11 protein-coding genes are annotated in these 16727 nt (G+C 30.8%); 9 read left to right on the forward strand and 2 right to left on the reverse strand.

The genetic code is table 11. The features are described 5' to 3' along the window. Positions 1–320 precede the first annotated feature (320 nt). Together KM029_RS20015 and KM029_RS20020 are read left to right on the forward strand one after the other, a co-directional pair. The gene (locus KM029_RS20015) at positions 321–1877 is read left to right on the forward strand and encodes a sulfatase-like hydrolase/transferase (RefSeq protein WP_144076623.1); all 1557 of its coding nucleotides are present in this window, start codon (positions 321–323) and stop codon (positions 1875–1877) included. Between the two features lie 125 nt (positions 1878–2002). After that, positions 2003–2341, forward strand: coding sequence for a rhodanese-like domain-containing protein (locus KM029_RS20020; protein WP_144076624.1), 339 nt, complete (start codon positions 2003–2005; stop codon positions 2339–2341). A 67-nt stretch (positions 2342–2408) separates the two neighbouring features. Here the strand turns inward: KM029_RS20020 and KM029_RS27060 are convergent, their stop codons facing one another. Then, positions 2409–2780 (reverse strand): DUF4382 domain-containing protein, encoded by a 372-nt coding sequence (locus KM029_RS27060; protein ID WP_144076625.1) that lies wholly within the window; start codon positions 2778–2780, stop codon positions 2409–2411. A 104-nt stretch (positions 2781–2884) separates the two neighbouring features. Between KM029_RS27060 and KM029_RS20030 the strand changes: the two genes are divergently transcribed. After that, positions 2885–3832: a helix-turn-helix domain-containing protein gene (locus tag KM029_RS20030; RefSeq protein WP_144076626.1), complete on the forward strand. Its 948-nt coding sequence runs from the start codon at positions 2885–2887 to the stop codon at positions 3830–3832. Positions 3833–3975: 143 nt separating this feature from the next. Then, positions 3976–6393 (forward strand): right-handed parallel beta-helix repeat-containing protein, encoded by a 2418-nt coding sequence (locus KM029_RS20035; protein WP_144076627.1) that lies wholly within the window; start codon positions 3976–3978, stop codon positions 6391–6393. Positions 6394–6469: 76 nt separating this feature from the next. On the opposite strand, the gene KM029_RS20040 is transcribed toward KM029_RS20035, so the two are convergent. Then, positions 6470–6769: a Dabb family protein gene (locus KM029_RS20040; protein WP_144076628.1), complete on the reverse strand. Its 300-nt coding sequence runs from the start codon at positions 6767–6769 to the stop codon at positions 6470–6472. 376 nt (positions 6770–7145) lie between these two features. On the opposite strand from KM029_RS20040, the gene KM029_RS20045 reads away from it, so the two are divergent. The 5 genes from KM029_RS20045 (at position 7146) to KM029_RS20065 (ending at position 16294) form a co-directional block, all read left to right on the forward strand. Further along, a complete protein-coding gene (locus KM029_RS20045; RefSeq protein WP_158631224.1) occupies positions 7146–9563 on the forward strand; it encodes a TonB-dependent receptor plug domain-containing protein in 2418 nt (805 codons plus the stop codon). Between the two features lie 10 nt (positions 9564–9573). Continuing rightward, a complete protein-coding gene (locus tag KM029_RS20050) occupies positions 9574–10932 on the forward strand; it encodes a hypothetical protein (RefSeq protein ID WP_144076630.1) in 1359 nt (452 codons plus the stop codon). Positions 10933–11237: 305 nt separating this feature from the next. Next, positions 11238–11858: a 3'-5' exonuclease gene (locus tag KM029_RS20055; RefSeq protein WP_144076631.1), complete on the forward strand. Its 621-nt coding sequence runs from the start codon at positions 11238–11240 to the stop codon at positions 11856–11858. Between the two features lie 137 nt (positions 11859–11995). Continuing rightward, entirely contained in the window at positions 11996–12922 is a 927-nt protein-coding gene (locus KM029_RS20060; RefSeq protein WP_144076632.1) for a response regulator, read from the forward strand. 18 nt (positions 12923–12940) lie between these two features. Then, entirely contained in the window at positions 12941–16294 is a 3354-nt protein-coding gene (locus KM029_RS20065) for a response regulator (protein WP_144076633.1), read from the forward strand. Positions 16295–16727: the final 433 nt, after the last annotated feature.

Consider the following 16727-nt stretch of genomic DNA (forward strand, 5'->3'; position numbering starts at 1 on the left):
ATAAAATAATAAATGCAGATATAAGTAGTAATATAAAGTATTATATCAGATTTATGCTCTGGTGAGTTACTTTTTAAGTAATAAATATAAAATGGCAAGAATTGATCATTTTGTGTCTCTTTTAAATCAATATGTGTGTATTTTATTGGTAAATAGGTTTGTATATTGCAATCAAATTATCTGTCCGTTCATTAAAATGTATCTCTAAATACATATTTAATGATCTATATTTATTGAAGTGAATTTATTGATAAACAAGCAAAGATTATTTTTTAACATCAACTATTATTATAGCAGTTCTACACGACTAATTTTTTAATATGAAAAAAGGAAATTTATTATTCTTAACTTTACTAGCATTCGTAGGTTTAGGATGTCAAAAAAGTAACACAGACACAGCTTCTAAAAAAGAAGTTAAGAAACCAAATATTGTATTGGTTTACCTAGACGATCTAGGTTATGGAGATATTGGAGTAAACGGAGCTACAAGTTTTAAAACACCAAATATTGATAACCTTGCAAATGGTGGAGTTAATTTTACAAACGGTTATGCATCTTCTGCAACTTGTACACCATCACGATATGCAATTTTAACCGGTCAATATCCTTGGAGAAAGAATGCAAGAATATTACCTGGTACAGCTCCATTATTAATTGATACAGCACAAGTGACATTACCTAAAATGTTACAAGGTGTTGGGTACAAAACAGCAATTATTGGTAAATGGCACCTTGGTTTAGGAGATGCAAATAAGGATTGGAACAAACACATTTCTCCTGGTCCTAACGAAGTAGGTTACGACTATTCTTATATTATGGCGGCAACTCAAGATAGAGTTCCTACTGTTTATATAAAAGATGGAGATGTAGTAGGGTTAGACCCTAACGATCCTATAGAAATTGATTACAAAAACAATTTCCCTGGTCAAACTTCTGGTAAAGAAAATCCAGAATTAACGACAATGAAATGGCATCATGGTCATAATTCATCAATTATTAATGGCATACCTAGAATTGGCTACATGAAAGGTGGCAAGTCTGCTATCTGGAGTGATGTTGATATGGCAGATCATTTCTTAGACGGTGTAAAAACATACATTAAAGATAATGCTAAATCGGAAAAGCCTTTCTTTTTAACATATACAATGCAGCAACCTCACGTTCCAAGAACACCACATCCTCGTTTTGCAGGTAAATCTGGTTTAGGACCAAGAGGAGATGTTATTTTAGAGGCTGATTGGTGTATTGGTGAGTTAATGGCAACTTTAGAAGAGCAAGGTATTTTAGAAAACACTTTAATTATTTTCTCTTCAGATAACGGACCAGTTTTAAACGATGGTTATTACGATGATGCAGTAGAAAAAATTGGTGACCATAAACCAGCAGGTCCATTTAGAGGTGGTAAATACAGTCTTTTTGAAGCTGGAACACACGTGCCATTTATTACCTACTGGAAAGGACAAATTCAACCAGCAACTTCTGATGCTTTAGTTTGTCAAATGGATTTATTCTCTTCTATCGCAGATTTAGTTGGGAGTGATGTAAAAGGTCCTGATTCACAAGATTTATTACCTGCATTTTTAGGTAAATCAAAAGTTGGTAGAGAATCATTAATTTTAGAAGCAACAACTAGAACATCCTTAAGAAAAGGTGATTGGATTTTTATTCCTCCATATAAAGGACCAAAAATTAATAAGCATGTTAATATTGAATTAGGTAACTCTAAAACGGTAGCACTTTATAATTTAAAGAACGATCCGTCTCAGCAACATAACGTAGCTAAAGAAAATCCTGAAATAGTAGCTCAAATGCTTAAAGAATTTGAAACATTAAGAGGGAAAGGGTATAAGAACACGAAACAATTAGAATTAAAATAATTGTTCTCAATTCTAAACAAAAGGGAAGTCTATGAATTAGGCTTCCTTTTTTATTTTAAGTGATTTCCATCATCCTAATTCAATGATTTATACTAATTTAAATGTAAAGAATTATTAATAGTTTTATGTACACTTATAAATCATTTAATTATAATATTATGGGCGATAACGGATTGTGTAACTTAATAAAGCAAGGAGCTACTTTAATTGATGTGAGAGAAAAAAAAGAATTCGACACTTTACATCTAGCTGAAGCTGTAAATATTACTTTAAAAGACTTAATTACTACACCAGATGTGGTTTTAAATTTGAACTTACCTTTAATTGTTTGTAGTGAAAATGGTGACTCATCATTGAAAGCAAAACAATTTTTAAAAGAAAATATGAATATTAATGTTGTTGATGCTGGACCATGGAAAAACTTGTGTGATATGTCTTCTTCAACTGTAGATTACTTATTTTAAAATATACATTAAAAACGCCTCATCAAATTATAGCAAATGATGAGGCGTTTTTTATTATAAATAATAATTAATTTACCTGAACTAAAGTAAGAATTCCATAGCTATTTTCTGCAGAAGATTGTGGCTGTAGGTTGTACTTATTATTATTTTGATTTAAACGGAGGCTTCCATTCATATCAAGTTGAATCACATATTTTACATTTGCAGCAACCTCTAAACCTTCTTCAACTCTAAATTCTAAACGAGGCTTAGTTACATGTAGGTCAACAGGGATATCATTACCTGTTTCTTTAACATAACTTTCTCCTGCCTTATCAAGGTCTAACTCAGCTACTTCTAAAGTACCAATAGGTAAAGTTTCTTCTGTCCAGATTAAAGTATCTGTGCTTTCAAAACTAAGTAAGTCTACTAAACATTCTGATAGAGTACGGGTTTGTATTAATAATTATTCTAATACATGATTTAATATTATTGATGAAAATATTTTTGACTAAAATAATCATTGTTTGATATTGTACAAATAATAGCAAACTATACTTCATAATGGTCAAATATCAATCAAAATCAGCCTATCCGTATAATCTTTATAAGGATTTTTCTAATGAGTTTAATGGTACATGGCAACCTCCTTTATTATCAGTTAATAATTTTTTTGGTACTATTAAAGCAACTGCATTTGAATATAAAAATTCGTTTTGTGTAAGTTTAATTGAAGCAAGGTTTGATAGAACTATAAATGTAAAATTATTAGAATCAGATGAAAACATTATCACCATAAGAATTGGTTTAAAGGGAGACTGGTCTTATGATTCATTATTTTCTAAAGGAACTAACGATGGTATAAGCATTTATAACTCTGTCCAAGAATACACTATTATGTATCCTAAAAATGATACAGTAAAGTGGTTTGTAATTAGTTTTCCATCCAATTATTTCAATGAAGAAAATAACAGATATGGACTTGAATTAAATGAGCTATTTTCTAGTACACAACCATTATATTACTATCAAAATTTAGATTCAAAGATTGAATCATTAATAATGGATTGCTATAATGTAATAGACAATAAAGCACAAGCTCATTGTTTATTTTTGTCTAGAGCCTACGAGATCATTATGTTATTAAATCAACAATTGGTTTTAAAAAACGAAAAAACGAAATCTATTCATCCAGATGATTTAGAAAAAATGAGCGAGTTAAAATTAAAAATTATAAATGATTTATCTACTCCACCTATTATGTCAGAACTCTGTAAAGATGTCGGCATGAGTCCATCTAAATTAAACAGGGTTTTTAGAGAAGTATATAAAACATCAATTAACGCTATGTACAATGATTACCGTTTAAATGAGTTATATAATCAGATTAAACATTCATCAAAAAGTTTAAGTGATTTAAGTGATGAGTTAGGGTATACTAACCAGTCTTATATGAGTAGAAAATTTAAAAAGAAATACGGTATTTCACCTTCTTTAATTAGAAATAATTAGTAAAGAAAGTAGTATTTTGATGTGTAGTATTGATTGAAATTTATTTTTTGTAAAAATAGTACTTGTTTTTGTTCTATTAAGCTTATAAAATACACTTATATCACTTTATATTTGAGGCACGAACATTTTTTAATAATACTACAATGATGAGATACTTAACAGTGACTATTGGTTTATTCTTGCTAGGAATGAACTGTTTTGCCAATAAAATACAATTTGAAAATAATTTTAATAATTATTCATCAGATGCTTCAATAACTGAAACAGGTTTTAAAATTCAATATAACAAAAGTTATAAAGGAGAGGTCAACGGAAAAGTTGTTAAAGAAAACGCCAATGGTTTCTTGAAATTAGTGACTACAACTAATGGAGCAGCTAATATACAGTTACTTAAGAATATACAAGTACTGCCTAATACTGAGTACGAATTCACTTTAAAAACAAGATCCAAATTAAAAAGATACATTGCTGTTAGAGATAATAAAAACACTACTACACTAGTGAAAACGGATTTATTTCAATCAGAAAATGAAAATGAATGGGTAACAACAACAGTTTCTTTTAACTCGGGAAGTAATTCTCAAATCAAGTTAGTTGTTTATCAAAACTGGTCTGGAACTTTAGCAGTGGATGACTATGAGCTAATTATTAAAAGTGCAAATAAAACAGCTACAGCTAACGTAGCTCCTAGAAATTATTATTTAAGTAGTACAAAAGGAAGTGATAAAAATAGCGGTAAGAAAACATCTCCTTGGAAATCATTAGAAAAAATTTCTAAAACAAAATTACACCCTGGAGATACTATTTTCTTTAATAAGGGTGATAGGTTTGATGGTCACTTTGTAGTTAATGGTTCTGGTAACATTAAACAACCAATTGTAATTTCGTCTTATGGAAGAGGTGCTTTACCTATTATTACGGGTGAAGTAGGAGAGAAAAATGGTGGTGATTACAGAGAGGCAATTCTAGTACAGAATAATGACCATATTTACTTTGAGAAAATTGAAGTGCATAACAATAGAAAAAGTAATAGAAAAGGAGCACGAGAGCAAGATGCCTATGGCATTTTAATTTTTAATACAAATAAAACTACTATGGAAGATTTTAGTTTCGATAAAGTAGTTTTTAGGAATGTTTATGCGCCCAAACCTGTTCTAAAGGAAAAAGGAGAGCAAGCATTTAATAATCTTGAGGTATCTGCTATAACGTTTTTAACCAATAGAAATGCAGAAGGAGATGTAAAGCAAATTCGTGATGTTGTTATGCAAAATTGCTATTTTGAGAATTTACAGAGATTAGGTGTACATATAAAGCATAAAGGAGCGGCAAAAGGTTTTGGAACTGAAAAAAGTAATTCTAATGTCAATTTTGTATTCAGAAATAATGAATTTCATCATACAGGAGGTACTTGTATTTTACCTATTAGAACATATAACTGTTTAATTGAGGGAAATATATTTAATTACCCTGGCGATAATTCTGATCCAAGAATGGCTGCTAGAGGTAGTGCCGTTTGGACTTGGAGATGTGTAAATACAGTTATTCAATACAATCAGTGTTTACATATTCGTGGTTATTTAGATTCTCATGGCGTACATATTGACCATGAAAACTTAAATACCTTTATTCAATATAATTATATGGAAGATTGTGAAGGAGGGTTTGTTGAAATTCTTGGTGGTAACATGAATTCAGTATATAGATATAATGTTTCGGTAAACGATGGGTGGAGAAAAAATCCAAAATGGAAGACAAGTAACCATACAATTTGGTTAAACAGTAAAACGCCTGGTGGACATCATTTACCGGATAATAATTACATCTACAACAACACCATTTATATGGATTCTGCCTACGCAACTTCTATTGATATGAAAGGCATGAACTCTTATGTTTATAATAATCTTTTTTATGTCAATAAGGGGAGTATTGGTACAAAACAAGTATTAATTGAAGACAATGGAGGGGAAATTTTTATAAGTAATAACTACTATCATGGAGATGTTGCTTATAAATTTACTTCTCAAGATCGAAAGTCTATTAAAGGTAAAGTGAATTTTTTAAATGCTGATAATGGTTCTAGAGATGGATTTATTACAGAAGGAGGTAGCTCTATTATTAATGCAGGTATTAATAAACCAGGTCCAATTTTACCAGTAGCCGGAACAGGTATTTTTAAATATGTTTCAAGTCAACCACGTATTGATTTTTATGGTAATCCTATTAATCCAAATGATCCAACGCCTAATATTGGTGCATGCAACTTAAAAATGAAGGCAGGTGAAAAGATGAATACTTCTGCAATTAAGTTAACACGTTCTGAAGAAGTAGGTGTCTATGATTTTAATGTTCATATGGATAGTCAAGTTTTATCAATTGAAGTGAATGCTTCTATCCAGAATTGTTCGGTAGAAATTTTTGACAAATATGGTAGAATTAGAAAGTACGTGGTAGAAGATGATACTAAAACAATTGCATTACCTCTGCTTACTGGAAAATGTTACGTTAGAGTAAATTACAATGGCTATATAGTTACAAAAGCGATTAATGTAGCTGGATAAAGTAGTAAATAGAACAAAAAAACGGGTAAGATTATTTAATAATAGTCTCACCCGTTTTTTTATAGTATCAATAGTTTTAGAAATCTACGATCTCTTCTGCAATCATAACGCTCTGTATGTATGCTACCACTTCATCGTGTTCTTTGTAAGTGATGTACTTAAGAAAATCCTCTTTAGTATTAAATGTAATGTACATTCCAACATCAAAAAAAGAAGCCCCATAGTCACCAATATTTACACCTACATCAAGTTTTACAATTTCAGGTATAAAATCTTTTAGGCTTTCAACTTTTTCCTTTACAATATTAGAAAGTTCAGTTTTAGAAGTACCCTCAACTTCTTCTTTCAATTTCCATAATACAATGTGCTTATACATAGTCTATTATAAGTGGTTAAATAATCAAAGATACACCTATAGGTTATGCAATACTTACACTATTAATACCAATAGCAGTACACAATTTACTTTATTTGAATAAATCAATAATTTCAAATAATGGTTGATGTCATACTAAATATTTAAACGTAATAACATTCTTAACGAGAATGTAACATAGCATAAATTATAATTAATATTTAATTCAATATTAAACAATTAACGGAGTGTACATTTGTGGTATTATATGTTTAAAGAAGGAATATTAATTATATAGTTTATAATGAGTTACTTAAAAAGTTATGTATTCAGTTTTAGTTGCTTAGTGTTGTTGTTTTGTATAAATGAAGTAAAAGCTCAAACTAAATCAGACACTTTGAACAATACAAATGTGCAACCTGTATATAAATACAATACAAAACAATTGAGTCAAAAAGGTGGAGTAGTTAGCACATTAGCCTTACAACAGGGTTCTCTAATTAATAGTAAAGCTCAATTACAATACAGAGGTTTATCACCAAGGTATAATGCGGTTTATATAGATGGTATTCTTGCGCCGAGTACTGAAACAAGTACAAAAGCTTTTTCATTTAACAGATTACCTTCAAGTTTTGTGAATTCAATTAATGTATATACAAATGGAACAGCTGGGGTATCAGGTGAATTTGCTGGGGCTGCTATAGATATCCATACTAAAGCAACTGTAAATAAAAATTTTAATACTTTTTCGGTTAATCTTGTTTTCTTACCCTATACAACTGGACAAGATTTCTATACACCTCAAAATTATGGAGGTGCTGCAGATTTTTTTGGAGTTGGTGTAGAAAAAAGAAATTTTTCTGATGATATAGCTTCTCCAGATGAATTACAAAATATGTCGAGGAATGAAGCTGCCTTAGAAGCACAGAAATTAGAGAATGTTTGGGGAGTGAATAAATCAAAAGCTTTACCAAATATGGGGTTGTCTTATATAATGGGAAGAGACTTAGGTGGTAATAGGGTAAAAGTTTCTACTGTCAATGGTTTTACATTTAATAAATCCTCTAAAACATATTATGGTGATAGATATGGCTATACAGGTTATACTACAGATGATAACGGTACTGTAACAGGTTCTAAGACTAAATATTATAATGATAACTATACTTACAACCAGACTACAAGTACAAATTTAGTTTCAAATTGGAATTTTGAATTTAGCCCAAAATCAAATATTACGTTTTCTAATTATTACTCTCATACAGCTAATAATATGTTCTCTGTTAGATATGGTTTAGATTATGATAACCAATATGAAAGGGTAGCTTATGCAACAGATTATATTGCTAAATCAATGTATTTAAGTCGTGTAAATGGACATCATGTTCTAGGAGCAGATGAACAAACTACATTAGATTGGGCTGCAGGGTATTCGCACACTACAAGAAAAGAACCTGATTATAGAGTTGCAGCAGCACAACGTTTACTAGGAACAACAGAAGATTTCTATTTATTAATTCCAAGAAGTTCTAAAGCAGATGCTGGAAGTAGGTATGCATCTGTTTTAAAAGAAAATACGTATTCTGGAAGGGTTGATTTTACAAGAAACTTATCTGGTAACGACAATGGAATAGTACTTAAAGCAGGTGTTTATTCAGAATATTCAGCACGAGGTTTTAATAGTAGACTAACTTCATTTGCACAAGATGATAACACAGATTATGAATTAAGATATCCTTCAGCAAGTGAAATAGGTAGTATTTTTGAGTCTGAGAACTTTGGTGAAAATGGCTATTACATGATAGACGGTACAAGGCCTACGGATACGTACACCGCTGATAGTAAATTATTGGCTGAATATGTAGGTTTAGAATTACCTGTAGCATATAAAAGTAAAATTGGTGTAGGAGTAAGGGTAGAATCTTTCAATCAAACATTAGTTTGCGATACTGTTAATGTCAACAATCAAAGCACAGATGTATTGCCTTATCTAAATTATGTAAAAGCAGACGATAAAGGTGGTGTTTTAAAGATGTCATACGCTAAATCAATAAATAGACCAGCATTTAGAGAATTAGCTCCTTTTACCTATTACGATTTTGAATGGAGAACAGATATAGCAGGTAACTCAGAATTAGAAAATACAGAAATTCAGAACATTGATTTTAGTTATTCAAAACAGTTTATACATGGTTTAAAGGTAAGTGGTTCTTTATTTTATAAATACATGAATAACCCAATTGAAAAGGCCTATAAAATACGATCTGAAAGCCCAATGTTTACGTACGAGAATTCCGAATCGGCTCAATTGGCTGGGGTATCTTTAGAAGTAACAACACCTTTAAGTGCAAATAAACATCATTGGTTAAATAAAGTCCATGTAATGGTTAATGCATCTTATATCTATTCTCAGGTACAACTGAGCGAAGAATCTCAAGAGGCTACATCTACAAGAGCATTACAAGGGCAAGCCCCTTATATTATAAATGCAGCTATTAGTTATAAACACAAAGATTTGCTTTTTGCGGTAATGTATAATACGCAAGGTAAGAGTTTGTATACAGTTGGAGATGGACAAGAAACGTATCCTTGGTACTTAATGCCAACACATAATTTAGGCTTTATGGTTAAGAAAACTATGACAAAGAAATTAGACCTTTCGTTTAAGGCTGCAAACATTTTAAACGCTAAAGCAACTTTTTATGAAGATGGTAATATGGATGGTGAAATCGACCTAGGTAATGGAAGTGATAAGTTAATTAGAGAAGTACAAGTTGGCCCATCGTTTACTTTTGGTTTAAGTGTGAAATTCTAAATCTATTAAAATGAAATATTTATATAAAACAATCATCGTTCTTACCGTTGTATTTACTTCTTGTTCTATTAGTTCACCTTCTGATTACAATCCTGAACAACCAGCAGAAGGGGACGATGGTAGTGCAATAACAGGTACTGGAGATATAATCAATTGTTTATTTATAGAAAATAATGCTACATATATTGATATAGATGAAGAAGATACAATTACATCAATTTCTGATTTAAAAGTAGATGATGTTTTCACCTCAACTACATTTGGAAAAGAAAATTATAGAGATGAACTCCCTTTATTAATTTCAACGTCTATTTCTAATTTAGAATTAAATACAGCTCTTCCAACGTTTTTCGAAACGCCAACTTATGTAGGCGCATTTGGTACATCACCATCGAAAGATTGGTACACTAACTCAAATTGGTTTTTGATTGATCCTTCAACTAAAACTTATAATTACAATGAAAATGAAGCAATTAAAATTACTGGTGAAATTACAAATGACATCACTCTATTTGCTGATAAACAGTATTTACTAGTAGGTCAAGTGTTTGTGAAAGAGGGTAGTACGGTAACAATAGAGGCAGGGACCGTTATTTTCGGGTCAGGCAGAACCGGAGGTACAGAACCGGGCGTTTTAATTATTAATAGAGGAGCGAAAATTTTAGCTGAAGGAACGCCTGATAAACCAATTGTATTTACTTCTACAAAACCAGTTGGACAAAGAGATAGAGGAGATTGGGGAGGTTTGGTTTTACTAGGTAGAGCACCTAATAATAAAGGAGATGACGTTACCATAGAAGGTATTGATGCTACAGGAGGTAACGGACAATATGGTGGCAATGATCCACACGATAATTCTGGAACGCTAAAGTTTGTACGTATAGAATATGCAGGTATAGCACTTTCTCCAGGTAATGAGATAAATACGCTAACCTTAGGAAGTATTGGAGATCAAACTCAAATAGACCATATTATTACTTCTTTTGCAGGAGATGATGCCTACGAATGGTTTGGTGGAAATGTAAACTTACATCATATAGTTGCTTACAATACTTTAGATGATGATTTTGACACAGATGCAGGATATTCCGGTAATGTACAATTTGCCTATGTATTGAGAAATGAATTAGCAGCAGATATTAGTGGTTCAAAATGTTTTGAATCAACTACTTCTAAAAATGCAGGAGCTACACCAATTACATCTTGTACATTCTCTAATGTAACAGCTGTTGGGTCATTGTATTTGGCTGATGGTTCTGAAATGTATGATCCTCAATTTCAAAATGGAATAAAAGCATCCAACTTCAGTAATATTACACTTACTAATTCAATAGTTTTAGGTTGTCCTATCGGAGCTCAAAATTACTAATATAAAAAGAGGTGTCTTCAAAAAAAGACACCTCTACAATACACTTAATAACCCATTTATAAGTGTTTATCTATAATAGGCGGTTTTTAGCTACTGTTATTATTATAATTGTCTACTATTTTATGACTATACAAAAGTAGGTATTCACTTATCGAATTCGTATAACTTTTCAATCATAGATTGTCACTTTTGAATTAAATAATTACTTCTCTAATTCCTCTTTTTGAGACAAAGTTTTATAAACTCAAAAAAAATAAAACTATATTGCTTAAGCTTTAATTTTATAAACTGTATTTTAGAATAAAATGCTTCACGACCAACATATACAAACAAAAGCGAAGAGAAAAGATACAATTCCTCAGATCAAAAAAGACTTTATAGTTTTAGATACAGAGACTACAGGTTTAGATGCTGGTGTAGATGAAGCATTACAATTAAGTATTATAAACGATGAGCGTGAGATTCTTTTAAGTACTTATATCAAACCAAAATTTAGAAAGACATGGCCTGAAGCAATGGCGGTAAACGGTATAACGCCAGAAATGGTAAGAGATGCACCAGTTTATGACTTTGCCATGCAAGATATGATCAATGATATTATTGAAGATAAAAATGTTATTATTTATAACGCTCCATTTGATATGGCCTATTTAGACCTTACCAATGCTAAGGGGGTGTATTGTGCTATGAATGTTTTTTCTACTGAAATAAAAAAGGAGTGGAACGACAAGTACAATAACTATAAATGGCAACGACTTTCTACGGCTTTCAATCATTTTATCGACAAATTAACTTTAGAAGATAAAATACTGTTAGACAATGCACATGATTCTCTTTCTGATAGTTTTATGACACTCTTTGTTTGGCAAAAAATGATGGCAGAAGGTTTCCATAAAGGTAAAAATTATCTTGCCGATTTAGATTAATACTCATTATATTTAAATAGCCTCTCTCAAACTAGCATCTTATTGATTAATAATTGATAATATTCTTCAAATAGTTATATCTTTGTGGCCTGTTTATCATAATAACCTATACGATTTAACCAGAACTTTAAATTAACATGACAAATACGAAACCTTGTATCCTAGTAGTAGATGATGCTCCAGAAAATATTGACATCATCCGTGGTTTATTAGGAGATGAATATAAAATCAAAATTGCATTAAACGGTAAAAGAGCTTTAGATTTAGCAAAATCAACTCCACAACCAGATCTTATTCTTCTTGATATCATGATGCCAGAAATGGACGGTTATGAAGTGTGTGAAATTTTAAAATCAAATCCTGAAACTGCACATATTGGCGTTATTTTCTTAACCTCTATGGTTACACCAGAAGATGAGCAAAGAGGATTTTTATTAGGAGCATCTGATTATATTACCAAACCATTTGATCCGGAAATTGTAAAAACGAGAATTAAAACTCGTATAGCAGTAGCTCAAAAAGAGCAATTGCTAAAAATGCAAATTGAGCAATTAAAAAATGATTCTCTTCAGGTTTTAGATGAAGGTAAACTTCAAAAAATTATTGAAGTAGGAGAGAATGAAACTTCTGAGTTTAAATCAACATTACGATTTAATCTTTACACAAAAAAGAATGAATCCAGAATGGAAAACCAATGTCTTAAAAGTGTTGCGGCATTTTTAAACGGAACTGGAGGTTATCTTTTTGTTGGTGTAGACGATGAAGGTGTTGCTCTTGGTTTAAAAAATGATGCTTTTAAAAACGAAGATAAATTAATGTTACATTGGCATAATTTACTAAGAGAATATCTTGGTGCTGATATGGCACAATGTGTTCATTCAAACATGCATACTATACAAGAACAAAGAGTTTTGGTAATAAAATGCGATCCTTCTCCAAGACCCGTTTTTATGTCTAGAGATGGTGAAGAAGCTTTTTATGTTCGCATGGGGAACTCAAGTCAATCACTAAAACCAAGTGAAATGCTTTCTTATGTTGACTCTAGGTACGGTAGTGCTCGTTAATTTTTAATTATTAATATTATGCCCGAAAAATTATTAATCGAACACGATTATAAAAATTTAAGAGAAACAATATTTTTTGTTTTAGCATCTCTTTTAACCGGAATAGCTTTTGGCTTTTTTGGTTGGGAATTGTACAACTCTTATGCTGATTCTGAAACAGAAAATAATATAATTTGGGAAGTTTCGTCCTTACAAAAACAAATTATTTATTACGATGAAGTATTAACAACTTCAACACAATTAGCTGCATTTACAGGTGACCCGCAATGGGAAAAGAAGTACCGAGTTTATGAAGAAAAATTAGATGATGCAATCAAAAATGTTCTTGTTTTAGAAGAATCACCTGAAATTAGAAAGCTACTTAACCAAACAAGTGGTGCTAATAAAAAGCTGATAGAAATAGAAGAACAAGTTTTTACTCATATAAACGAAGGAGAAACAGGGGCAGCGCTTGCGCTATTAAATAGTAACGAATATTTAAAGCAAAAAGAAGTTTACGCCAATTCAATGCTTTTATTTTCAGATCAATTAGGTTCGCAAATTAAAAGAGTATTTGATAAAAAAGTAAATAGAATTCAATTCGATTTAACGGGTGTTATTTTAGCAATTATAGGGGCAATAATTGGTTGGTTTTTAGTATTTAGAAATAATAGAAAGTTACATAAAAACCTATTTAAAAATAACCTTACGCTAAATGAAAAATTAAACGAACTAGAGGAACTGAATGCTACGTTAGATTCTAGGGTAGAAAAAAGAACACAAGAGCTTTCTATTTTTAGACGCTTTGCAGATTCATCATCAAATGGATTTGGTATGGCAGACATGAAAGATCAATCTATTGTGTATGTAAATGATGCATTAAAGGAATTACTCGACGAAGATGAATTAGAAAGCGTTTACAGAAAAAACATTCAATCATATTATACTGAAGCATCTAAAAATAAGATTGAAAATGAAATGCTTCCAAGTATCATGAAAGATGGTCATTGGACAGGAGAATTAGAAATGATCACAAACAAGAATAGACATCTATCTACAATGGAAAACTATTTCTTGGTTAAAAATGATAAAGGTGAACCGATGTATCTTGCTGATATCATAATGGACATCACCGAAAGAAGAGTAGCAGAGGAGGAATTAAGAGAGGCAAAACTTTTAGCTGAAGAAGCAGCTACTGCAAAAAGTATGTTCTTGGCCAATATGAGCCATGAAATTAGAACGCCTATGAACGCCATAATGGGCCTTACAAATTTAGCGTTAGATACTGATTTAGATAGCAAGCAAAGAGATTATCTCAGAAAAATTTACTTATCATCAAATAGTTTATTAGGTATAGTGAATGACGTTCTAGATTTCTCAAAAATCGAAGCTGGTAAGATGGATATCGAATCTATTCATTTTAGTTTGCAAGATGATGTTTTAGAGAATATCAGAAATGTAATAAGCCTAAAAGCACAAGAAAAAGGTATTGAATTAAACTTAGAATTAGTCAATACAATACCTCAATTACTTAAAGGTGATCCTTTACGCTTGTCTCAAATTATTCTTAACCTACTAAATAATGCGGTTAAGTTTACAAACAATGGAGGTGTTACGTTAAGAATTTCATTAAATCAATCTGCTTCTTTAGATGCTAAATTACTTGTAGAAGTTATAGATACGGGTATTGGTTTAACACAAGATCAAAAATCTAATCTATTTAAAGAATTTAATCAGGCAGATACCTCTACTACCAGAAGATATGGTGGTACAGGCCTTGGATTGGCTATTTGCAGAAAATTAGTCAGCTTAATGGGTGGTGAAATTGGTGTAGATTCTGAATATGGAAAAGGGTCTACATTCTGGTTCTCTGTTAAAGTAGGTACAATTAATCAAAACTCAATCGTTGCCAATCAGCCTTATAAAATAAGAAGCCTAATTGGTAGTAGAGTTTTAGTTGTTGATGACAACAATGAATCTTGCATTATTCTAGAAAAGTACCTTGATAACTTTGGATGTAAAGTTGATATTACCAACAGTGGAGAAGATGCGTTAAATTTAATTGATACCAATAACAAGACTTACGATTTTATTTTAATGGATTGGAGAATGCCAGGTATGGATGGTGTTGAAACAACTAAAAGAATCCGCCAATTATCAAAAATTCATTCTGCTACAGATATCTTGATGGTTACAGCTCATGACAAAGAAGAGTTAACACAAGAATTAGGAGAAGAAGATGTTTCTGGTATCGTAGTTAAACCTATTTCAGAGCAAGAACTATTAGATACTTTGTTATCGCGATTTGGTTTTGCTAGTAAAACCAAATACAAGAATGCTATTGAATTCCCTAAGAATGTAGTTGGTGCAAAAATCTTACTCGTAGAAGATAATGAGATCAATCAGATGATTGCCTCAGAAATTTTAGCTAAATATGGTGTCTATATAGATATTGCAGAAAATGGTCAGAAAGGAGTTGATGCCGTAATTAGTGCCTACGAAAGTGGTGAACCTTATGAAGGTGTATTAATGGATATTCAAATGCCTGTTATGGATGGATATTTAGCAACAACTGTACTTCGTGACGATGAAAGATTTGTAGATTTACCGATTATTGCCATGACTGCAAATGTTATGTCACAAGATAGGGATAGAGCAAGAACGGCTGGAATGACAGATCATATTGCTAAACCTATTGAAAATAGTCATTTATTCGCCACTTTAGGGAAATGGATTACAGCAAAAAATCCAGAAAAATACTCTACGCCTAAAAAGAATAAAATATCTAAAGAAGAACCGCAAACAATAGAATTGGAAGGGATAAATACGGAAGATGCTATTAAACGATGCGGTGGTAATATTAAACTATATATTAGTGTATTACAGAAGTATTTATCAAAACAATCTACTGTTAAAGAAACCCTATCTAATTTAGCAGCAAATAGTGATTATGAAGGTTTACAAGCTGAAGCTCATGCAATTAAAGGAGTTGCTGCAAACTTGGGTATAGCTAAAGTTCAACTTTCTGCTGAAACTTTAGAACATTCAATTAAATACGCAAAAGGCTATAAAATTGAATATGTAGAAGATGTTATACTTAAAGTAATGGAATCTATAATGGTGATCAATAATTATTTTGATGCACACAAAAAGGATACAGAAATTAAAGTAAAAGCAGTTGAATCTAATGAAACTGCTCAAATAGATATTACTTCTTCATTAAAAGAATTGAATGATTTATTAGCATCAGGCGACCCTGATGCTGGGAAAATAGTTGAGCAGTTACTTGTTCAAAATCTTTCAGCAAAACAGAAGGAAGTATTGACTTCAATAGGGGAACAAATTAGTAACTATGATTTTGAATCAGCTTTAGAGTTACTCAAAACAGTCTAATTTACTTAACTTCTTAAAATCTCTTACAAAGTATAATTGTAAGAGATTTTTTCATGTCCAATTTATTGAAGTAAACTTACAATGATAATTTATTAATTCAACATATATTTTAATAATCAATTATAGTATTCTGAATTAAATATGATAATCTAAAATGCAAATATTGAAAAATCAGATGACTAATCAATTGTTTAATAAATTATTGATTTTTTATTGAAATATTGGATTATTTAAAAAGAGTATACAAGTATTTATTGCTTTTGATGAAAACCTTTTTTTATTCTAAAACCAATTCATAAAGAGAGTTATAAGAGTTCATTTTTTAATAAAAGTGAAAAAATCTAAAAAAATTATTAAAAGTCGATACAACAGTAATGTTATCTTTAATGTGTTGTATATAAACACTTTAACATTGATTGTAGCTAGTCATACT

Source organism: Flammeovirga kamogawensis, assembly GCF_018736065.1.
Classification (GTDB): Bacteria; Bacteroidota; Bacteroidia; order Cytophagales; family Flammeovirgaceae; genus Flammeovirga; species Flammeovirga kamogawensis.

Excerpts from the sequence above, each read along its gene's own strand:
- KM029_RS20030 (WP_144076626.1), top strand. The coding sequence starts at position 2,885 with ATGGTCAAATATCAATCAAAATCAGCCTATCCGTATAATCTTTATAAG.
- KM029_RS20015 (WP_144076623.1), top strand. The coding sequence starts at position 321 with ATGAAAAAAGGAAATTTATTATTCTTAACTTTACTAGCATTCGTAGGT.
- KM029_RS20020 (WP_144076624.1), top strand. The coding sequence starts at position 2,003 with ATGTACACTTATAAATCATTTAATTATAATATTATGGGCGATAACGGA.
- KM029_RS20040 (WP_144076628.1), bottom strand. The coding sequence starts at position 6,769 with ATGTATAAGCACATTGTATTATGGAAATTGAAAGAAGAAGTTGAGGGT.
- KM029_RS20060 (WP_144076632.1), top strand. The coding sequence starts at position 11,996 with ATGACAAATACGAAACCTTGTATCCTAGTAGTAGATGATGCTCCAGAA.
- KM029_RS20050 (WP_144076630.1), top strand. The coding sequence starts at position 9,574 with ATGAAATATTTATATAAAACAATCATCGTTCTTACCGTTGTATTTACT.
- KM029_RS20055 (WP_144076631.1), top strand. The coding sequence starts at position 11,238 with ATGCTTCACGACCAACATATACAAACAAAAGCGAAGAGAAAAGATACA.
- KM029_RS20065 (WP_144076633.1), top strand. The coding sequence starts at position 12,941 with ATGCCCGAAAAATTATTAATCGAACACGATTATAAAAATTTAAGAGAA.
- KM029_RS20035 (WP_144076627.1), top strand. The coding sequence starts at position 3,976 with ATGATGAGATACTTAACAGTGACTATTGGTTTATTCTTGCTAGGAATG.